A 19,085-nucleotide genomic window follows, 5' to 3' on the forward strand; every position below is an offset into this window, starting at 1 on the left:
AATGGCTAAAGCGGAAGCATTACAACCGATTTATGATGACAAGGTTAAAGGAATTTTGAAACTGTTAGGGGAAGGTTTTTCAAGGGAAGAGGTTGCTGAACAGTATCGCTATTCAGGCTATCGTTCGATGGAAAGCTTTATGAGACGTAAAAACTTTGTTTGGGATAAGCAAAAGGGAAACTATATACCAGCGGATGTCTTAAAAGCTTCGATAGAAACAATGGTCAATTTCCCATCAGACCGGGTTCGAAGAATTGTGATGGAATTGAATAAAGAAGGGGCAGATTTGAAGAAGGTTGCAGTGAAGGTAGGCTTCGAGAATCACTTGGAAATGGCTTCTTATATGAAGTCAAAAGGCTTTGAATGGTCACAGGAGGCGGGGAATTATCTCTCCACTTCCCCGACCATGCCTAATGATGATGAGGGAGTTGCTGCTACCAGTACTGACGCTTCACATGAGGGTTCTTTTGATGTTGGAAATGGTGACTTTGAACAATTTCTCCCCTTACTTGAGTGGCTATCGTCAAACAAGAGTGGCTTGCAAAGTCTGTTAGGAGCGTCAGTTGCGTCAGGGCAGATTCCCCGCTTTACACTTCCAGGTCTTTTTGTTACAAAATCAGTCCATATGACGAACACACTTGACCAAATGGTTAGAGACTTTAGCAAGGAAAAGAATGTCAATCAGCGAGAAATTTTCGAGGTGGCATTGATTGAGTTCTTTCAGAAGTATGGTTATGAGCGGGAAGTCGAGACATTGTTGCGACAAAATGCCTAGCAAATGGATTTCTAATGGAAGAGATGACGAACAGGTCCTAATGGTTTCCTATTGAACCCCTGTTTTTCACTCTTCCATTTTTTTATGATTTCCTAATGTTTTGGAACGAGTTCTTTCCATTATATTTATTTCTCCTAATGATGCTTCATTACATTCTTCAAATTCTTTGAGTCACATGGATTTCTGAGGTAGGAAGATTTTTGATTTTCGAGGTTGCTTTTCGTCAGTTGAATAGTGCATCAACAGCACAAGCCAATTCAATGCAAAAATTATCTTCGGGTCTTCGTATCAACAAGGCTGGGGACGATGCGGCTGGACTAGCAATTTCCGAAAAAATGCGTGGACAAATTCGTGGATTAGACCAAGCATCTCGTAACTCTCAAGATGCTATCTCGATGATACAAACAGCAGAGGGAGCTTTAAATGAAACCCACAGCATCCTTCAACGTATGCGTGAACTAGCAGTACAATCTACGAACGGAACTAATACAGATAGTGATAGAAAAAGCATTCAAGATGAAGTTAACCAGTTAGCTGATGAAATTAATCGTATTGGGAATACTACTGAGTTTAATACTCAAAAGTTGATTAATGGTGCTAAGGACAAGACAGAAGCTACTGCGGCAGTAAAGAATGGCTCATCTATTGCAAGAATCGGTGCTGGTGCTGATGTTTTCGAAGTAAGAAATGCCGCTACTGCAGGTACTGGAAGTGGCGCTGCTGTTAATGGAGCTGTAACTATTCATGATGGAACTGTGGGTAAATATACGAGTGGTGTAGCTGCCTCTGCTGATGGTACTGGAATGAACCTACAAGGATTAGTAGATACTAGTCATGATGAATTGACTATTCAAATAGGAAATACAGTACGTACAATCCAGTTTGCCGCTGGTGCAGATGACAATGGGCTTGCAGCAAATATTCAGGCAGCAATGAGAACTGCTTTTGCAGCTGGCCCTGGAGGGACTCCTGGTGATACAGGCATTGCTACAACTGATGCGGCGAATATTTCTGTTGCCATTACTGGTGGGAAATTAGTTATTACTGATGGTGCTGGAAACAAAGGTGCTGATAGTAAAATTAGTATTGTAGGTGGTAATGCTGCTACAGTATTATTCAATAGTACCACTGATGTAGCGGAAAACGGGAATGCTGCTAACAATACAATGACCGTTAACTATACTAAAGATGGTGGTTTGACTACTAAATCGGTTAACCTTGTATTAAATACTGGTAGTGTTACTTATAATACTCCAGATGATTTAGCTGCTGCAATTGACACAGCATTTGATGCTGCTGTTGGTGCAGATGGAGATGCAACAACTTTAGCAAATGATGTTACTTTTACAGCAGGAAGCACCTTGGGTAGTGCAATTCAAATTGGAACTGCTACTTCTGGAAGAGACAATGGTGTAACATCATTTACAGGTGTTGCGGCAGGTCTTGCTGGTCTTACTGATGCAACGCTAGATTTAGGTAAGGCTAAAAATAATACATTAACAATTAATATCGATGGTGGAACTGCATTAACCGCTACAATAGCTGATACTGACTATTCGGATAAAAATATACTTGCAAGTGCTGTTCAGACAGCAATAAACGATGCAATTGACACTTGGAATGCAACGCCTACAAATGCTCAAAAAGAACATGTTGAAGTTAAGGCATTAACAGTGGCTGACACCGACCGTGTAAGATTCCAAATTACTAGTGGTAAAGAAGGTGATGCTAGCCAAATAACCTTCTCTGCTAGCGATGGTGCAACTGACTTAGGATTTAATACAGTATCAGAAACAGGGCATGATGGCCAAGATGCTTCTATAACATATCAAATTGGAGCAAACAAAGACCAACACTTGAATTTAGCAATGAGTGACATGCGCTCTGAAGCATTAGGACTTACTTCAAGTGCTGCTGGCGCAGGAACAGTTACCTTAGCTGATGGAGTAACTGTTACCGATGTTACCTACGGAGATTCAACCGTAAAAAACGGTACAGATAATGAACATGTTATCGATGTTTCTACGACGGATGCAGCGAACTCAGCGATTACTGTTATTAACAATGCAATCGAAGTCGTTTCGAGTGAAAGAAGTAAGTTAGGTGCGAACCAAAACCGTTTAGAGCACACCATTAATAACTTGAATACTTCTTCCGAGAACTTAACTGCTGCAGAATCTCGTATAAGGGATGTTGACATGGCGAAGGAAATGATGGAACAAACCAAAAACTCAATTCTTTCTCAAGCAGCACAAGCAATGTTGGCTCAAGCAAACCAACAACCACAAGGAGTTCTACAACTTCTTCGTTAATTTTAGATTTTTAAAAATGGCTCTAGATGAATTTCTAGAGTCATTTTCTACATAGTTTCATGTTTACAGATAATTGAATATTTAAGGAGGTGATACATATGGCAGTTAAACACATACCGACTGGAGTTGTGCATAGTGGGGTCCGAGGCGGAAAAACTGGTTGTGGAACTGATACAAATGATAATGCTAGCCATTGGGTAAATAGTAGTTCCAAAATAACCTGTGAAAAAAATGGTTGTAAGAACTAGGGACACAAGTTTTTTTGTTCCGCTAGCTGGTAACAGATAAGAGAATGACTGGGTGAATTGCTGGAACTTCCTAAAGCTTCATCAACCACAACGTAACTGGAAACGGTCAGCGTGAAGGCGTGAAAATGATGAGGATGAAACAATGGATAATCAGCAGCCAAGCTCCTGTGAGGAAACTCTGGAGAAGGTCCAACAACTAGAGAACACGGTCTAAGGCACAACCGGCTATGACTATGAATCTCGTAGGGCAGCATAAGCTGTTCGAAGTGCCCAGCTCCATGAAAATCATGGATGAAGATATAGTCTATTCTGTGACCGAAAGGCATAGTGGCAAAGCAAGCAAACCAACAACCACAAGGAGTTCTACAACTTCTTCGTTAATATTTTTGAACAAATCGGGGACTCTAGTTTTACTAGGGTCTCTTTCAAATTAAATAGGGACTAATGACTAAGAAAATTTAGAATGGGGGAATTGTCCATTGCAGTATAAGTTTACTGATCCAGATACTCATATAGACTTTGGCTTTGGGTTACTTGCATCAAATTTCCATAGTACAGCTGATTTTTTGTGGGAGAATAATCCTGACAAAAATACAATTGGTTTATTACCTAACCTTTACTTATATAGACATTCTATCGAGCTATATTTGAAATCGCTAATTGTTATCATTCATAAAAAATTGAAATTGAGTTATAAAGATGGAACTGTTCCTTTTGATTCAAGAGAACCTTTTATAGTATATGAGGATTTTAATGGGAATAAGAAATGGAAAAGGATAACTAGCAGTCATTTTATTTCTACGTTATATAGATATTTTGAGAAACTAGTTAGTGAACATGAAAAAGACTTAAATGAAGAGGCCTCAAAAGAAATGTCTAAGATTATAAATCCGGATAATCAAAGAATAGTTGACCATATTAAGAAATATGATGATACAAGTACATATTTCAGATATTCAGATTTAAGTGACTCTAATCAAAATACTAGAGAATCAGAAAAACATTATAACAAAAAAATCAGAGTGCAAGACCTTGAAGATTATATAGATGATGAAAAACCATCATCATTTTTGATTGTTGTAAATCAAGAGTCTGGAGAAACAGTTGAAGCACATAAAAGTATAAGAGAAATGCCTTTAAAAGAACTTGCAAGGGATATGAGGAAGTTTGCAGAATATTTATCTGGAATTCATGCAATGTTTCGAATTTGTCTTTGTGATAGTTATTAATATGTTAATGGTTGCTACATATGGGACATGGACAGGGGGAGAGGGCCTTGTTTCACTTAACATTGGGAAGACAAGGAACCCATAGACACTGTAATAAGCTGTTTGACAGGAGGGGTCTGGATGGATGAAAATGAGCTAGAACATAAGAAATTCCTCGAGCAACAGCTTGAGTGGTGCAGAAAACAAAAATAAAGGTGCCAGGCACCACCCGAATAATCTTGCTTCACAGAAATGTTTCACGAAGTATTTCTGGTGTGGGATCAAGTGTATGGGTTTGCTTATTCTAAAGAAAATAAGGAAAACTACCAGCCGATAATTCCAAATATATCATAGGACACGGTTGGAGAAATAGTCTTTTTTATGATCGAAAGGTATAATAAAATTGGATGTTTGGCACCACTCGAATAATCTTGTTTCACAGCAATGTTTCATAAAAATTCGCGGGACTCTAGTTTTGATAGAGTCCTTTGTTTGGCAAAATAGGTTTGTTAGTTTAATTTGAAAAACTTACATTACTGTATTTAACTATGAAACAAAGTGTTATAATTTGACTAATTGTCATCCCTGTTTGATTTTTAATTTTTTTTAGGACTGAATTATATTGTTCTTGGATAACAATTTGATATCCTTTGGTATCTTTGAACAACAAATTGGACAAATTTCTTCTTTATAAAAAATAATGTATTTTATTCTATCCATTATAATTTCCTCTAAAATATGTAGGTTTTCAAGATGAGTATTAATTTCTAATGTGGGTTTTACTAGTTGAATGCGCCGGGGTAGGTATATTGTTGTTCTTTTACTAAAAGTATTTGCCTGTTCTAGAGTTATTGTTTTTCTTTTCATTGACGGGTGCAAATACGGCTCAATAAACGAAAAAAATAAAGAATTTGTAGCTGATCATATAAGATAAGGCGGTTTTGGGAATCCAGGTTAAAGAAAAGATGAAATTTTCTTCCCAATAAGCCTTTTAATCGTCTGTTTTCATTCGTAGTAAAGTTGTCTGTTGAAAGAATAATTTTCTTCGGGGTATTGTCTTTTTTAGATAAATGGCCGTCATCCTGATACCACCAAGCTAATGCTAACTCATTTAAATATTGTTCCAGAAATTGAAAAGGAAGTTTTTTAATACGGTTATCGTACCATAGTGATTCTAGCCAAGTAATAAGTAGAGTTGTGCGTGATTGTACTTGGTAAGACTCGGTATAACCTTGTAAAATTCTTTTATCTTTTATCTTTCTATAGTGTGGGGGTGAAATAGGTAATTCGTTCTTTAATTTTTCGTAGCAATAAAAGCACCAATCTTTATCGCTGGCAGAATGAATAAATTGAAAACGTGGTTTCCGTCCTTTTTGCTTCGTTATACATCCATCTCCTAATAATTTTCCCGACAACATATTAAGCAATTCACTTGAAATTGAAGTAAATTCGGTCATAAAAATCTACCTCCCTGTGCAAAACGTTTGTTCTATTATATCAAAAAAAGAGAGATTTATTAAAGAAAAACCGGGCAAAACAAACTTGCCCGAATTTTTTACAACACAATTAAAGCAATTTAATCCGATACTCACATTGACTATCCCCATTCACATTACACTTCTCTTCATGCACCATCACCTTACCATTGTAAAACCGTGAAATAGCCCCCTCTAGAATAGCCCCCTCCAAATCACAAACCTTATTCCCAGGGTGCGGGGGAAGTCCCTTACAGAAACAATCATCAATTTTTACCAGATACTCATTGTCTTTTGACTCCAGCACAGTTGGAATTCCAATCTTCAATTCTTCAAAATGAGCCAATACTTCGTCAATTTTTTGAACAGGAAGGCTTTGTCCGATTTTCCTGCCAACGGCAACTGTAGTGTTTTTGCCGTTCATTGGCAGTCCTTGGTACATGCCGATTAATCGTACGGATCGAAATAATTCTAACGGAATTTGATTGCCTAATTTTTTTCGATTAATTTTTTTCATGTCTTCATATGTAAATAAATCCATCTTTAATCCCTCCATCTATTATGTACAACCCTATTGTGGCATACAAAAAACTAGAAAAACTTGATGTAGGTCAAGGTTTAAAAGTATTTTGAAAGATATTCTACAATTAAATAAACGATGAGAGGAAATTAATATGGAAACAACTATTCTTGATCAATATAAAACGATAGTGATGATTTTAAATCAAAAAAATGAAATCGTTTTTGCTAATCAAGCCTTCTTAAGGAAAACAGGATATTCTCAAGAAGAACTAATTGGAATAAAAGCTGAAAACATCATCACCGGTTTCGATTTGATTTACGCAAATAAATTTGGTCAGACCTACATCAAAACGAAGTGCGGCGATGAAACGCCGTATTGGGCAGAGGTAAGTGAATTTGATGACGGAAATCAAACAGGATTGATTTTGGCAGATATCAAAATGAGCGGTCTCGATCCGCTTACAAAGCTGCCCAACCGGTATTTATTCACCAGGCATTTGCAACGGGCAATTGATAAGGCAAAAGAAACGAATGCGCTGCTTGCGGTTTTGTATATGGATTTGGACCGCTTTAAATTTATCAATGATACGCTGGGCCATACATACGGAGATTTACTTCTGAAGCAGGTGTCAGAACGGCTGGAGAAAAGCTTGGGGTCGGGTAATATGGTTGCAAGAATGGGCGGGGACGAATTTGTTTTCTTAATTACAGATTTGCACCATGAAAAGGATGTGGATCAGCGGGCAGCTTCTGTTTTGAATGCATTTCAAGAATCTTTCCATCTGAAAGAAACGGAAATTTTTATTAATCCAAGCATTGGCATCAGTCTGTATCCCTATGATGGGGACGAAATGGAAACACTGATTACAAATGCTGACACGGCCATGTATCGTGCAAAGAAAAATGGGCATAGAAAAATTGAAAAAGCGAGTTTAGACATATCGGCTGGTTCATTTGAAAAATTAATGATTGAAAACAATTTATATAATGCTTTGGCAAACAATGAATTCGAGCTGCATTTTCAGCCGCAAATTAACCTAAAGAAAAAGAAAGTCATCGGAATGGAGGCGTTATTGAGGTGGAATCATCCTGATCTCGGCACGGTCCCGCCTGGTGAGTTTATCCCGATTGCTGAAGAGACCGGATTAATTTTGCCGATTGGGGATTGGGTCATTGAAAACGCCTGTCGGAAAATTAGCGAATGGCTGGATGCTGGTATTGAAAATATCAAAGTGGCCGTGAATCTATCGGCCAAACAGTTTTTACAAAACGATTTAGCCGAAAATATTCAGCGGGTGTTAAAAGAATATAGTATCCCAGCCAGCTGCTTAGAGGTTGAAATCACTGAAAGTATGATGATGTATGACATTGATTCGGCTACTAATATGCTAAACAAATTGAAAGAAATCGGTGTTCATATTTCTATTGATGATTTCGGCAAAGGATATTCCTCTCTACAGTATTTGCAAAAGCTGCCATTAGATACATTGAAAATTGATCGTTCATTTATATTTGACATTGATACTAATCCAAGCAGCAAAGCACTAACAAATGCCATTTCGAACCTGGCCCATGCACTTAATATGAAAGTCATTGCGGAGGGTGTAGAAACGGAAAAACAGTTAAAACAGGTAAAAACATTAAGATGTGACAGTGTTCAAGGTTTTTATTACAGCAGGCCGCTTAGTTCGGAGGCAGCAGATCAATATTTAGTTCAATTCAAGGGTAGGGGAAAGATGGAGAAATTAACATCATAATCAAACTTTGATGTTTTTCGATGAAATTTGACTAACTGTGGAATAAATCACATTAAAAAACAGGCGAAAGTGCTAAAGTAAATAAAAAGAGATTGGTTTTGTCAAGTGACTCGAAGATGGATGTCAATGGAAACTATGGTTGAGGAAAGGAGAAAGAATGATCACCACAAATGCCATTCACCAAATGATTGATTTGGAAGAGTTTTCACATTATGGCCAAGGAATATACAGTACAGGAGCGTGGGATAAGGTCGGCATAGAGATATTACTGCGGTCAAAGCATGGCAATCCTGAACAAATCTTTATGGAAGCCAAGTCGGTGAAAAGACTTTTCGAGCTGGAAATAAAATCGATTTTGAAATTACTTTATACATACATCCAAGTCACCACTTCTAGAGAAAAATTATTCATAAATTTATTTCCTTCTACTATTATGCATCCGGATTTCCCATTATTTATGGGAAAGCTGGTGAAAAAACTCCCGCCAGATTACAAAAATAAAATGATCTTTGAATTAATCGAGTCGGAAAAGGTGGAAAATATTGCATTATTAAAGAAAAGAATTAAATTGTTAAAGGATTACGGGTTCCAGATAGCCATTGATGATATTGGAAAAGGCTGGTCATCACTAAGTATGATCATTGAAATCCAGCCGGAATACATAAAACTAGATCGTTATTTTTCCAACAATCTATCAAAATCTTCCTTAAAGCAAGAGATGATCAAATCATTATTAACCTATACCCAGGCAACAAATTCAAAAATCATTCTGGAAGGAATCGAAATCAATGCCGATCTTGCCACTGCAAAATATTTAGGAATCCCTTTGTGTCAAGGATTTCTGTTAGATGAACCAAAGCCGATTTTACATGAATGGATTTTACAGTAATTTTAAAAAGGTTTTGTCCAAAAGCTCCTAAAGATCCTTTGGGGGTTTTTCTAGTTTAAGACTTATAAGTTTTGATTTAGAGAATTGTCCAGCTCTAGCGCCTAGCCCCTCGAGGTCAAATAACCTTCGACTCTAAAAGTCAAAAAACAGACTTTTAGAGTCGAAGAACATTTGCTTGTCGGGGCTAATCAAGGCGCTTGCGCATTTCTTATATGGAGGGAGAAGATAAGGTGAGAACGTCAATGAGCAGCAAACTATGGGGAAGTTATATTTTCATTCTATTACTATTAGTGGTCATTTCAATCGTTTCCTATAAAAATTTAAATCATGAAAAAGAAAATGTCGCTTTTATTGGTAAAACACAGGTACCAAAGACGGAATTGATCGGAAACGTAAAAGAAGAATTCACCCGGATTCGTTTATATGTGGAGAAACATGCCTATGAGAAAAATCTGGATGAAAAAGAGAAAATGGCTCAGGTGGTCGACGGGGAAATTGCCAAGGTTAGAAAAAATATTAAATCCATAAACCAGCTTTGGCTGCCTGCGGAAAATAAAAAATTACTGGGAGAGTTCGACAAAAACTTTGAACAATATGCAGCGGCCCTGCCGGATCTTTATGATGTATCCAAAACAAACAATTATAATCAAGTGGAGCCGGAACTAAAAGATCTAGCACAACTTGGTGAAAAGACTGTTATTTCTCTCAATGATTTTACAGAAAACGTCCATAAATATACTCATAATTCAATTGATGATGCTGAACAAAGTGCCGGCCAATCAACAAAAGAAATAGTAATCATATCTGGGATTGCTCTTTTATTTGGCCTGTTGGCAGCATTTTTCATTACCAAAACCATCCGCCGTTCTGTTCATGAGGTGATCAAGAATGTTTCCGTCACGACCACATCTGTGACCGAAATCAAAAAGTCAATTGATCGTACGGCGGGAAGTGCTAAAGAATTGGATACTTCCATGAATAAGGCGAATGATTCCATTAGTGAACTGGTTGCTTCCATCCAGCAGGTTGCGGGAAATACCAACTCCACGTCATCTAATGTAGATGAAGTATCCGCGGCGATTGAAGAAATGGGGGCATCGATTAATTTGGTAGCGGGAAGTTCAGTTGAACTTGCCGCTGCAGCCGAAGAAACATCTTCCGCGATTCAGGAAATGCTCGCATCTCTTGAACAGGTAGCAGGGAACACGGAGAATGTCGGAGCAGGTGTCGAGCAAATCTCGGCAGCGATTGAAGAAATGAGTAAGTCTATTAAAGGTGTGAGCGAGCGGTCTATTAGTTTGACTACCACTTCTGAACAAACGGCAGAAGCCATTGAGGAAATGCTTATATCCATCAAGCAGGTGGCTGATAGTTCACAAATTGCCAATGAATTGAGTAACGCCGTTAAGAAAGATGCACTGGAAGGGGCAAATTCCTTAGAAGAAACGTTGAATGGAATGGAAGAAATATCTCAAGTCATTATGATGGCAAGCAATGTGATGGAGGGTCTTGGCAAAAGTTCTGAAGAAATTGGCACCATTATTGAGGTCATTGATGATATTGCGGAACAGACCAATCTTTTGGCCTTAAATGCAGCCATTGAAGCGGCGCGTGCTGGGGATCATGGAAAAGGATTTGCGGTAGTGGCAGAAGAAGTGCGTAAATTAGCGGAAAGGTCTGCAGCCGCAACAAAAGAAATTGCTGGTCTTATAAAAGGCATACAAGGTGAAACGGTGGAAGCCATCACTTCAATTAAAGAAGGGGCTAATAAGGTGGAAATCGGCAATCAATTAGCCGGCAAAACCAATCTAGCGATAAAAAAAATTACCGAAGGCATTGCACAGGTAACCTATCAAATGAATCAAATTGCCGCAACTACTGAAGAACAGACCAAAAATAGTGAGTTTATTACAAAAGCTGTAGGAAATGTGAAAAAGCAGGCTTTGGAAATGAATCAGTCCACAAAAGAAGAGGCCATCACGGCAGAAGAAATCGTGACTGGGATTATCCATATTAATGATCAGGTCCAGCAAATCAAACTTGCCACTGCCGAAGAAGTGGAAGGGGGACGTGCCATTGTTTCAGCGGTTGCAAATGTCACCAGCCAATCGAATTCTGTTACGAATGCAACGAAAGAACAGTCGATAACAGCCGAGGAGATTGTACGTAATGTCAATACGATTAAGGAAAGTGTTCAAGAAATAGCAATTGCGGCCAGTGATCAAGCAAAATATGGAGAAGAAATAGCTATGGAAGCACAAAATGTTTTAAGTCAAACAGAAAGCCTCTATACTGATATTGAAACCGAAACGAAGGAAGCCGATGAAGTGGCACAGGCTATTTTAGAGGTAAATGGACAGGTTGAGAAATTAAAATAAATGGTTTTATTTTCTAAACCATTCCCCCATTTTTCCGATAATATATACAACGAATACGAGGGGGAATGGAAATGCTGGAGAAGGTAACCAACCAAACGCCATCACCGGATTTTCAAGTGAAACAAGTAGACCCGGTGCCAAAAGTAAAAGAAATAACAGCGGAAAAGCAGGATGAACCAAAGCAGCAGGAATTATCTAAGGAAAAGACGGAAAAAGTCATTGAAAGTATGAATGACTTTTTGAAAGAATCGAATACACATTTAAAATTTCAGTTTCATGATGGTTTGCAAAAATATTATGTATCGATAGTGGATGATACAACCAATGAAGTCATTAAAGAAATTCCGCCAAAGAAACTTCTGGATATGTACGCAGCGATGACAGATTATCTTGGCTTATTAGTAGATAAAAAGGCATAAGAATAGAGTGATAGAATGCAGCTTCCTCAAATCCGATTACATCAAACCTATGCACAGATAGGACTGCGGACCATTCAGCCAGTGCAGGAAATTCATCAGCAGCCTGCGGACTTATCAATTAAACAAATTCCGGCGGAGATGACAGTAGATCGAAAGCCAGCTCAACTGGAGATTGATCAGGATGAAGCATGGAATCAGCTGGGATATAAAAGTCTTCCGGTCTTAACTCAAGACTTCGTTGATTATTCTAAACAGATAGGACTTGAGGCAATTGGTGAAATTGCCGAAGAAGGGAACCAGCTTGGCGCAATCGAGAATAAATCAGATGCATTTGCGGAAATAGCCGCCCAAAAGGGAAACCCTCCACCAGCTGATTTTAATATTACCTATATCCCAAGTTATGGATCTGTTAAAATTCATTTCAAACCGACAGAAGTGCATATTAACTGGAAACAGGGCGGAGCTGAAATTGATTCCAAAATTAATAAACCGATTCATCAGTATCAACCAGGCAGGACCGAAGTCTATCTCCGCCAAAAACAGCAGCTGGAGATTGATTTCGTCGGACTACATATTAATCAGCAAACATAAAGTGAAACTTCAACCAGCGGGGGGTCCATCCCCCGCTTTTCTTCTATATAAAAACTAACTTTAGACAAGCAGCCCCAAAACTACTTCTGAAAGTCTGTGTCTAATAACCAATTGTGTTTTTCTTACTCTTTCATCTGCTCCAATAAGATCTTCACTCTGAATTTCCCACGATAATTTTGTTTCCATTTCCAGCCTTTTTACTTCCTTCTCTATCCAATGCTGGCACTTAGTATAGGTTCGTAGTGTGATATCTTCATTTTGAAATTCTTCAGGAAGCTGATAATGCAAATTACTTAGCCATTTTTGAAAATCTTGCTCACCGTATTCTTTTATTCTGTTATTTAGCTTATCGGTAATATCTTTAATAAACTCTTGATGGAAATTTCCTTTATTCATCTCCAATTCAATATTCTTTAGTGTTAGTATCTCTAATTTGTTTTTATAAAACATCCTACGCCACCTCACAAACATACGAATTTTTCCATTCAAAGACCCGTTTGAAAAATGGATAAGTTCAAATAATTTCCCTTATTTTACCACAACAGCGAATTACAAATGGAAAAGTAATAGAAACACATGAAAAACGGCAGATGGAATGACATTCATGTTGACAGGTGTTTTTGGAGTACCATAATTAGTGTCTATGGAAAATAACTATGCCATTTTATTGGTCTTATACAAATATGTGTTTTGATTAAAAGTAAAACATCCTATATCAATTTACAGGACCTTTTAAAGAAATCTACACTGTTTTTTATTATCAAAATTTATAATGAAAACCCTGCTCTTTTTTGATAAAATAAAAGTAACATAATGGACGAACAATCAAAATGATTTTTATCGCTGTCAAAACTAAACTATATCTATTTTGTGACGATAATAATAAGTAAGGAACAGGGGGGACTTTTATGCGGATCAATGATACAAATTATGGATTATATTCTTACCAAAAACAACAGAATCGGTCTAATCATATACAAACAAAACGGGCGGAAAAAACATCATCTTCAGCCAGTGTAGAAATATCATCGCGCGGCCGGGAAATTTCACAGGCCATGATGTCAGGTCAAACGGGTCGTCAAGCACGTGTTCAGGAATTAAAACAGCAGATTGCGGATGGCACTTATCAGGTAGACAGCAATAAAGTTGCCGACAAATTGTTTGATTTTTGGAAAGGGATCTCTAAGTAGGAGACGAGGATATGAAATTGATAGAAAAAGTGATTCAAACATTAGAGTCTATGATTGCCGCGCATTCTAAAGCGCTCGACCTTGCCGAAGAGAAGCGGCATATTCTTGTTGAAGGAAATATTCAAGGTCTCGAACGTTTGATTCATCTTGAAACAAACTGTGCGGATGAAATTCAAAAGCTTGAAGAACAAAGAAGTCATCAGGTTCAAGCCTGTATGATGCAGCATGGATATACAGGGAGTTCCTATACACTGGAGGAATTGATTGGACTGCTGCATGATACTGTGATGAAAAATAAGTTGAATAGTTTAGCGAAACAACTCAGAACACAAATTCAAGAGATTGCGGGATTAAATGAAAGCAACCAGCAATTGATACAAGCATCACTGTCCTATATTCAATATTCAATGGGGCTGTTCGTGCAAAGAGAACCGGTCATCGGCTATGGACCGAATTCGGCAAAGCGTTATGCTAATCTATTAGATGCGAAAATATAAAAAGCAGGGGATACTATGACATCAACCTTTCATGGGATAGAGGTCGGTAAAAGAGCACTATTTGCCCAGCAGACAGCTCTTTCTACCACCGGACAAAATATTGCAAATGCCAATACAGCAGGCTATACACGGCAGCGGGCAAATATGCAGGCAACCAACCCTATATCAAACCCGGGAATGTCATCATTTCAATTAGGCACTGGTGTGGACGTCAACAAAATTGAACGGCTGAGAGAAGATTACCTGGATGTTCAATACCGCGGCGAAAATAAAAATATCGGATACTGGGAAGCAAAAAGTGATACGTTGAGTAAGGTAGAAGAACTGATGAATGAACCTTCCGATAATGGCTTGGCCCATGTGATGGATGAGTTCTGGGCAGGATGGGATGACCTTTCCAAAAATCCTGACAGTGCCTCTGCTCGGGCAGTAGTGAGACAAAAAGGAATCGCTGTTGCTGAAACGTTTAATTATATGGCAGATTCTTTAAATCAAGTTCAGGATGACCTAAAGCTTGTCATTCAGACAAAGCAAAATGAAGTAAATTCAATAGGATCACAAATTTCCAGTTTGAATGCGCAAATTTCCCGACTTGTGGCTAATAATTATGAACCTAATGATTTATATGACCAGCGGGACTTGCTGGTTGACCAGTTATCGAAAATCGTCAATGTCAATGTTTCTCCATCGGGAAACGGCATGATCGATGTATCGGCTGCGGGCGAATCACTAGTTTCAGGAATAAAGGCAGAATCGTTAAATGTAAGTTTTGGTAAAAACGGGGATTCGGAGTTTGTTTCTGGTGTGACCATTAATGGAAAACAGATTCAATTACAATCAGGAGAATTATTAGGAAGAATAGAGTCATTCGGTACAACGGATGGCGGGACCATTCCAGACATAAAGGAAAAACTTGACCTTTTGGCTAAAAATTTTGCAGAACAGGTCAACCAAGTTCATAAAGAAGGTTTTTACATAAAAAATAACAATGGAACCATTGAAATGGATTCGGCTGCAAATATTTCATTTTTCTCAGGAACCAATGCGAAAGACCTTGCCGTCAGTTCAGACATTTTGGGGTCGCTTGATTTGATTGCTGCAGCAAAAGAAGAAGCAGGCAGCAATAGTTCTTCATCAGGCAACGGTCAAAATGCCCAAGCGATTGCAAATATCAAATCAGATGGAAACGTGTCATTTAATGGCACCACTTCCACATTGAGTGATTATTATCGCAATATCATTGGTCAGGTTGGGATTGATTCACAGGAAGCGCAGAGAATGCAAAGTAATTCTGAGGTAATCATCAACCAGGTGGAAAACCGCCGCCAATCGATTTCCGGTGTTTCCTTAGATGAAGAAATGGCTAATATGATTAAATACCAACAGGCCTATAATGCTGCTGCAAGAATGGTTACCACAATGGACCAATGTTTGGATAAAGTGATTAACGGCATGGGCCGGGTAGGATTGTAGGTGATTTAAAATGAGTAATCGTGTCACACAAAGTATGTTAAACCAAAACTTCCTGTTTAATTTAAATAAAAGCAATAAAGCTATGGAGAATTATCAAAATCAATTTTCTTCAGGGAAAAAGATTAATAAGCCTTCAGATGATCCGGTAATAGCTGTGCGCAGTATGTATTACCGCTCATCCTTAAATGAAATCGGGCAGTTTAAAAAAAATGCGGATGACGGCATGTCCTGGATGACAGCCACTGATGAGGCTTTAGATGAAGTGACTTCTGTTCTGCAGCGTGTCAGGGAGCTTACTGTTGAAGGGTTAAACGGGACGAATGACGAGAGTTCACGTTCAGCTATTGCAGCGGAAATTGATCAGCTGAAAGAGCATTTAGGGGAAATCTCGAATACTCAGATGGCTGGGCGATATCTTTTTGCTGGAACAGACGTAAAGAATCCTCCATACCGGACAGATCCTGCTGCTGCAAATTCAACGAAGGCATTTAGAAACAATAATAATGAAAAACTTGAACTTCAGGTAGGGCAGAATAATCAGGTACAAATAAATGTACTAGGCAAAAATGTTTTTAATAATGATGGCAATGGCGGCATCTTTAAAGTGCTGTCAGATATTGCGGCCGATTTTAATTCGCAAAGCCCGACTTCTGACAATCATTTGGACAAGCTGGACGCCCAGTTGGACAATCTCCTAAAGGAACGTTCCGAATTAGGTGCCCGTATGAACCGGATGGAATTAAGCATGTCGCGTATTGACGGACTGGAGCTTTCCACCACAACCATGTTGTCGAATGAAGAGGATGCGGATTTATCAAAGGTCATTATTGATCTAAAAGAACAAGAAAATGTACAGCGGGCCGCATTATCGGTGGGAGCTAGAATTATCCAGCCTTCATTAGTCGACTTCTTACGTTAATAGTTGAAAACTAAGCAGATGACCTAGATGTTTATCATTAAAATGGATTTTACTGTCTAACTTATTCATCTTTGGACTGCATGAAACGTGTAGTTCATTTTTTATAGACGGTGTTAAAGAACGGTCTTGTATTTTTATAACCTGTTGATTGTAGCAGAAGGCACGAAGACTCCTCGTAAATGCTAACGCATTTTCTTCGTGCGCGGGCTGATTCAAGGAAGGATTTCAGTGTCCTGCGGGAGTACGTGCCAGGGGAGACCCCGCAGGCGTTAGCGCCGAGGAGGCTCCACGGGACGCCCGCGAACCGCTTGTGCCTCCTTCTAAAAGCTATCGCTTTTAGTCGTGCGATGCTTATGCTGACGAAGACTTCCTTGTGGAGCGAAAATCAACAGCCTGCTTTAACACAGTTTGTCTTAAAGAATAGCAGACTAAAAGAAATCAGGTGAAAAGCATGTATCCTAAAGTCAATCAGAAAATTATTATTGAAATACCTGGTGAAAATGTAACATGTTATTCAATCGTTGCAGATGTAACTCAAGATGAAATTCGTATCAGCCACCCCTTGACTGGGGATACCATTGGCCGGTTTCCGGCAGGTACGGAAATAGACGTATCATTTTTGTCGGGTGAAAATAAATACCAGTTTAAAGCCAATATTTTAGGAAGATTGGAAGATAAAATCCTATTATATCGGATTACTAAACCGCTTGAACAAGATATTTCCAAGATTCAATTAAGAGAAAATTTCCGTGTAGAAACGAATCTTCGTATCAAAATTGAAGATATGGAATTACATACAGTCAATATCAGCGCAGGCGGGATGTTATTCTCTTGTAACGTAGATCTGACCTTGAGTGTCGGAAATGAAGTATCGGGGACCATGTATATCCCGGATGTTGATCCCATCTCTTTTAAAGGAGTAATCAAACGAATCTTGCAGCCGGACGATGAAGTCAAACATGCAGCGATGAAATTTACTGTTTTAGATCGAAAGGACGAATCAAAGATTGTCCAATTCTGTTTTCAAAAACAAAGACAAATGCGGATGGTTAGGCAATCCCCAAATAACGTTCGATGACAAAATCCCTTTTTTATTAAAGAGGGATTTTTATTTTATTATAAAATTCGTAATAAAGCACAAAAGTGTTTGCTATTTTTCATAAATCCTTTATAATTAACTTATAATGGAAGAGTTACCATATAATTATTTTAAAAAACACCCACAAAAATTTTTATTGATGCGAATCATGTAGTAACTAAGGAACGAAAAATATCAAAAGAAATTATAGATAAAAGTTTACTATACGAAAAGGAGGTTTCGGCTATGGGCCTGAAATCTGCATTATTTCAGATGAAAGACGCAATCCTCAATCATCAAATTCAACAATCAGAAGAAGAGTTTATCCAAGAATTAGAAACAAACAATAATCTTAGGAGCGGGACTCTGCCTTATTATTATAACTTTTTGATGATGAAGAGTTTGAAACAATCAGACAGTGGTATGGACACAGCAGAAGACAGCAAAAAAATTAATCGTAAGTGGACTAAGAATGAAATCGAATTCATGTTTCAGTATATTTCTGAGCGTCAGGAAGAAGGAGCATTAAACATAACTGAAATATTGGAGGAGGCTGCTCAGCTCCTTGACCGTGGCTATCAATCTGTCAATTATAAATATTATTCTACTATGAAAGCAATGAATAAAAAACAGACATCAGAACCGAAGTCTGGCCGTATTACAACGATTTCCAAGGAGAGAATTCCGGTCATCTCAACTGAAGTAATCCCTGACCTGCCTAAGGAGCTTCAGTCAACACATCAGGAGTCTTCAAAGAATGAAGATTTACTAGACCTTTTATCAGGTTTAATCACAAATGTTGAAAAACTACCAGGTATCCAGCTGAATGAATTGCTAAAAAGTTTGCTTCTATTAACCAATATGGCACTTCAAAATCAGGATGCTGCAAAAAAAGTAGAAACTATGAAGTCAGAAATGACATCAGAGAAGGAAGCAACCCGTGAAAGAATGCAGAAGTTGGAGCAGCAATTAATCATGGAGAAAAAGCGCAATGATGATCTGCAAATAGAAGTGTCAAAACTAGCAAAAGAAATTATGGCCTTTAATCAATTAGGTGACGCGGCCAAAATTCAAAATTTGAAATCCTACAATCAAAGACTGAACTATATTATTGATAGTTTCGGGGTTGTTCTTCAAGTAGGAAGTTAAGCTATAGAAAGGTTATTCCAGATTAAAATGTACCCTATAGTATAGACACTTTAAAAAAGTGCTCTTTCTATAGGGTATTTTTTTGTATAATTTAAAGAACAACATAGAGATATACATGGAGACGGAGAATTATGAGTAAAAAACTGTTTACAGAGAAAGACATCGCAACACTATCTAAGAACCGTTATGTTAAGACAGTAAGTTC

At 38.1% G+C, this 19,085-nt stretch carries 17 protein-coding genes; 14 read left to right on the forward strand and 3 right to left on the reverse strand.

Annotated features, from left to right (window positions below; genetic code table 11):
- Position 1: 1 nt before the first annotated feature.
- From M3183_RS02760 to M3183_RS02775, 3 genes are all read left to right on the forward strand, one after another.
- The gene (locus M3183_RS02760) at positions 2–775 is read left to right on the forward strand and encodes a hypothetical protein (protein ID WP_251466181.1); all 774 of its coding nucleotides are present in this window, start codon (positions 2–4) and stop codon (positions 773–775) included.
- A 260-nt stretch (positions 776–1,035) separates the two neighbouring features.
- The gene (locus M3183_RS27045) at positions 1,036–3,087 is read left to right on the forward strand and encodes a flagellin N-terminal helical domain-containing protein (RefSeq protein WP_396953692.1); all 2,052 of its coding nucleotides are present in this window, start codon (positions 1,036–1,038) and stop codon (positions 3,085–3,087) included.
- Positions 3,088–3,814: 727 nt separating this feature from the next.
- Complete coding sequence (locus tag M3183_RS02775) at positions 3,815–4,564, forward strand: hypothetical protein (RefSeq protein WP_251466183.1); 750 nt, start codon at positions 3,815–3,817, stop codon at positions 4,562–4,564.
- A gap of 842 nt (positions 4,565–5,406) precedes the next feature.
- On the opposite strand, the gene M3183_RS02780 is transcribed toward M3183_RS02775, so the two are convergent.
- Entirely contained in the window at positions 5,407–6,000 is a 594-nt protein-coding gene (locus M3183_RS02780; RefSeq protein ID WP_251466185.1) for a hypothetical protein, read from the reverse strand.
- Positions 6,001–6,109: 109 nt separating this feature from the next.
- Entirely contained in the window at positions 6,110–6,559 is a 450-nt protein-coding gene (locus M3183_RS02785; RefSeq protein WP_251466187.1) for a V4R domain-containing protein, read from the reverse strand.
- Positions 6,560–6,692: 133 nt separating this feature from the next.
- Between M3183_RS02785 and M3183_RS02790 the strand changes: the two genes are divergently transcribed.
- From M3183_RS02790 to M3183_RS02810, 5 genes are all read left to right on the forward strand, one after another.
- Entirely contained in the window at positions 6,693–8,297 is a 1,605-nt protein-coding gene (locus M3183_RS02790; protein ID WP_251466189.1) for an EAL domain-containing protein, read from the forward strand.
- A gap of 157 nt (positions 8,298–8,454) precedes the next feature.
- Positions 8,455–9,186, forward strand: a complete 732-nt coding sequence (locus tag M3183_RS02795) for an EAL domain-containing protein (RefSeq protein WP_251466191.1) — start codon at positions 8,455–8,457, stop codon at positions 9,184–9,186.
- A 230-nt stretch (positions 9,187–9,416) separates the two neighbouring features.
- Positions 9,417–11,564 (forward strand): methyl-accepting chemotaxis protein, encoded by a 2,148-nt coding sequence (locus M3183_RS02800; protein WP_251466193.1) that lies wholly within the window; start codon positions 9,417–9,419, stop codon positions 11,562–11,564.
- A 71-nt stretch (positions 11,565–11,635) separates the two neighbouring features.
- Complete coding sequence (gene flaG / locus M3183_RS02805) at positions 11,636–11,983, forward strand: flagellar protein FlaG (RefSeq protein ID WP_251466195.1); 348 nt, start codon at positions 11,636–11,638, stop codon at positions 11,981–11,983.
- Positions 11,984–11,998: 15 nt separating this feature from the next.
- Positions 11,999–12,574 carry a DUF6470 family protein gene (locus tag M3183_RS02810; RefSeq protein WP_251466197.1) on the forward strand — a complete coding sequence of 192 codons (576 nt, stop codon included), beginning with the start codon at positions 11,999–12,001 and terminating at the stop codon, positions 12,572–12,574.
- A 60-nt stretch (positions 12,575–12,634) separates the two neighbouring features.
- Here M3183_RS02810 and M3183_RS02815 read toward each other — a convergent pair whose 3' ends face one another.
- The gene (locus tag M3183_RS02815) at positions 12,635–13,024 is read right to left on the reverse strand and encodes a hypothetical protein (protein ID WP_251466199.1); all 390 of its coding nucleotides are present in this window, start codon (positions 13,022–13,024) and stop codon (positions 12,635–12,637) included.
- A 458-nt stretch (positions 13,025–13,482) separates the two neighbouring features.
- Between M3183_RS02815 and flgM the strand changes: the two genes are divergently transcribed.
- The 6 genes from flgM to M3183_RS02845 all read left to right on the forward strand — a co-directional run bounded on the left by flgM (position 13,483) and on the right by M3183_RS02845 (position 18,880).
- Entirely contained in the window at positions 13,483–13,764 is a 282-nt protein-coding gene (gene flgM, locus M3183_RS02820; protein ID WP_251466201.1) for a flagellar biosynthesis anti-sigma factor FlgM, read from the forward strand.
- An 11-nt stretch (positions 13,765–13,775) separates the two neighbouring features.
- Positions 13,776–14,261, forward strand: a complete 486-nt coding sequence (locus M3183_RS02825; protein WP_251466204.1) for a flagellar protein FlgN — start codon at positions 13,776–13,778, stop codon at positions 14,259–14,261.
- Between the two features lie 15 nt (positions 14,262–14,276).
- On the forward strand, positions 14,277–15,734 hold the full coding sequence (gene flgK, locus M3183_RS02830) for a flagellar hook-associated protein FlgK (protein WP_251466206.1): 1,458 nt from the start codon (positions 14,277–14,279) through the stop codon (positions 15,732–15,734).
- A gap of 10 nt (positions 15,735–15,744) precedes the next feature.
- Positions 15,745–16,653: a flagellar hook-associated protein FlgL gene (gene flgL / locus M3183_RS02835; RefSeq protein WP_251466207.1), complete on the forward strand. Its 909-nt coding sequence runs from the start codon at positions 15,745–15,747 to the stop codon at positions 16,651–16,653.
- Positions 16,654–17,104: 451 nt separating this feature from the next.
- A complete protein-coding gene (locus M3183_RS02840; RefSeq protein ID WP_251466209.1) occupies positions 17,105–17,731 on the forward strand; it encodes a flagellar brake protein in 627 nt (208 codons plus the stop codon).
- A 246-nt stretch (positions 17,732–17,977) separates the two neighbouring features.
- Complete coding sequence (locus M3183_RS02845) at positions 17,978–18,880, forward strand: hypothetical protein (protein ID WP_251466211.1); 903 nt, start codon at positions 17,978–17,980, stop codon at positions 18,878–18,880.
- The last annotated feature ends 205 nt before the right edge of the window (positions 18,881–19,085 follow it).

Source organism: Neobacillus mesonae, from assembly GCF_023715155.1.
Lineage (GTDB): Bacteria > Bacillota > Bacilli > Bacillales > Cytobacillaceae > Neobacillus > Neobacillus mesonae_A.

Excerpts from the sequence above, each read along its gene's own strand:
- M3183_RS02795 (WP_251466191.1), top strand. The coding sequence starts at position 8,455 with ATGATCACCACAAATGCCATTCACCAAATGATTGATTTGGAAGAGTTT.
- M3183_RS27045 (WP_396953692.1), top strand. The coding sequence starts at position 1,036 with ATGCAAAAATTATCTTCGGGTCTTCGTATCAACAAGGCTGGGGACGAT.
- M3183_RS02845 (WP_251466211.1), top strand. The coding sequence starts at position 17,978 with ATGGGCCTGAAATCTGCATTATTTCAGATGAAAGACGCAATCCTCAAT.
- M3183_RS02790 (WP_251466189.1), top strand. The coding sequence starts at position 6,693 with ATGGAAACAACTATTCTTGATCAATATAAAACGATAGTGATGATTTTA.
- flaG (WP_251466195.1), top strand. The coding sequence starts at position 11,636 with ATGCTGGAGAAGGTAACCAACCAAACGCCATCACCGGATTTTCAAGTG.
- M3183_RS02760 (WP_251466181.1), top strand. The coding sequence starts at position 2 with ATGGCTAAAGCGGAAGCATTACAACCGATTTATGATGACAAGGTTAAA.
- M3183_RS02840 (WP_251466209.1), top strand. The coding sequence starts at position 17,105 with ATGTATCCTAAAGTCAATCAGAAAATTATTATTGAAATACCTGGTGAA.
- M3183_RS02810 (WP_251466197.1), top strand. The coding sequence starts at position 11,999 with ATGCAGCTTCCTCAAATCCGATTACATCAAACCTATGCACAGATAGGA.
- flgM (WP_251466201.1), top strand. The coding sequence starts at position 13,483 with ATGCGGATCAATGATACAAATTATGGATTATATTCTTACCAAAAACAA.
- M3183_RS02780 (WP_251466185.1), bottom strand. The coding sequence starts at position 6,000 with ATGACCGAATTTACTTCAATTTCAAGTGAATTGCTTAATATGTTGTCG.
- M3183_RS02815 (WP_251466199.1), bottom strand. The coding sequence starts at position 13,024 with ATGTTTTATAAAAACAAATTAGAGATACTAACACTAAAGAATATTGAA.
- flgL (WP_251466207.1), top strand. The coding sequence starts at position 15,745 with ATGAGTAATCGTGTCACACAAAGTATGTTAAACCAAAACTTCCTGTTT.
- M3183_RS02785 (WP_251466187.1), bottom strand. The coding sequence starts at position 6,559 with ATGGATTTATTTACATATGAAGACATGAAAAAAATTAATCGAAAAAAA.
- flgK (WP_251466206.1), top strand. The coding sequence starts at position 14,277 with ATGACATCAACCTTTCATGGGATAGAGGTCGGTAAAAGAGCACTATTT.
- M3183_RS02825 (WP_251466204.1), top strand. The coding sequence starts at position 13,776 with ATGAAATTGATAGAAAAAGTGATTCAAACATTAGAGTCTATGATTGCC.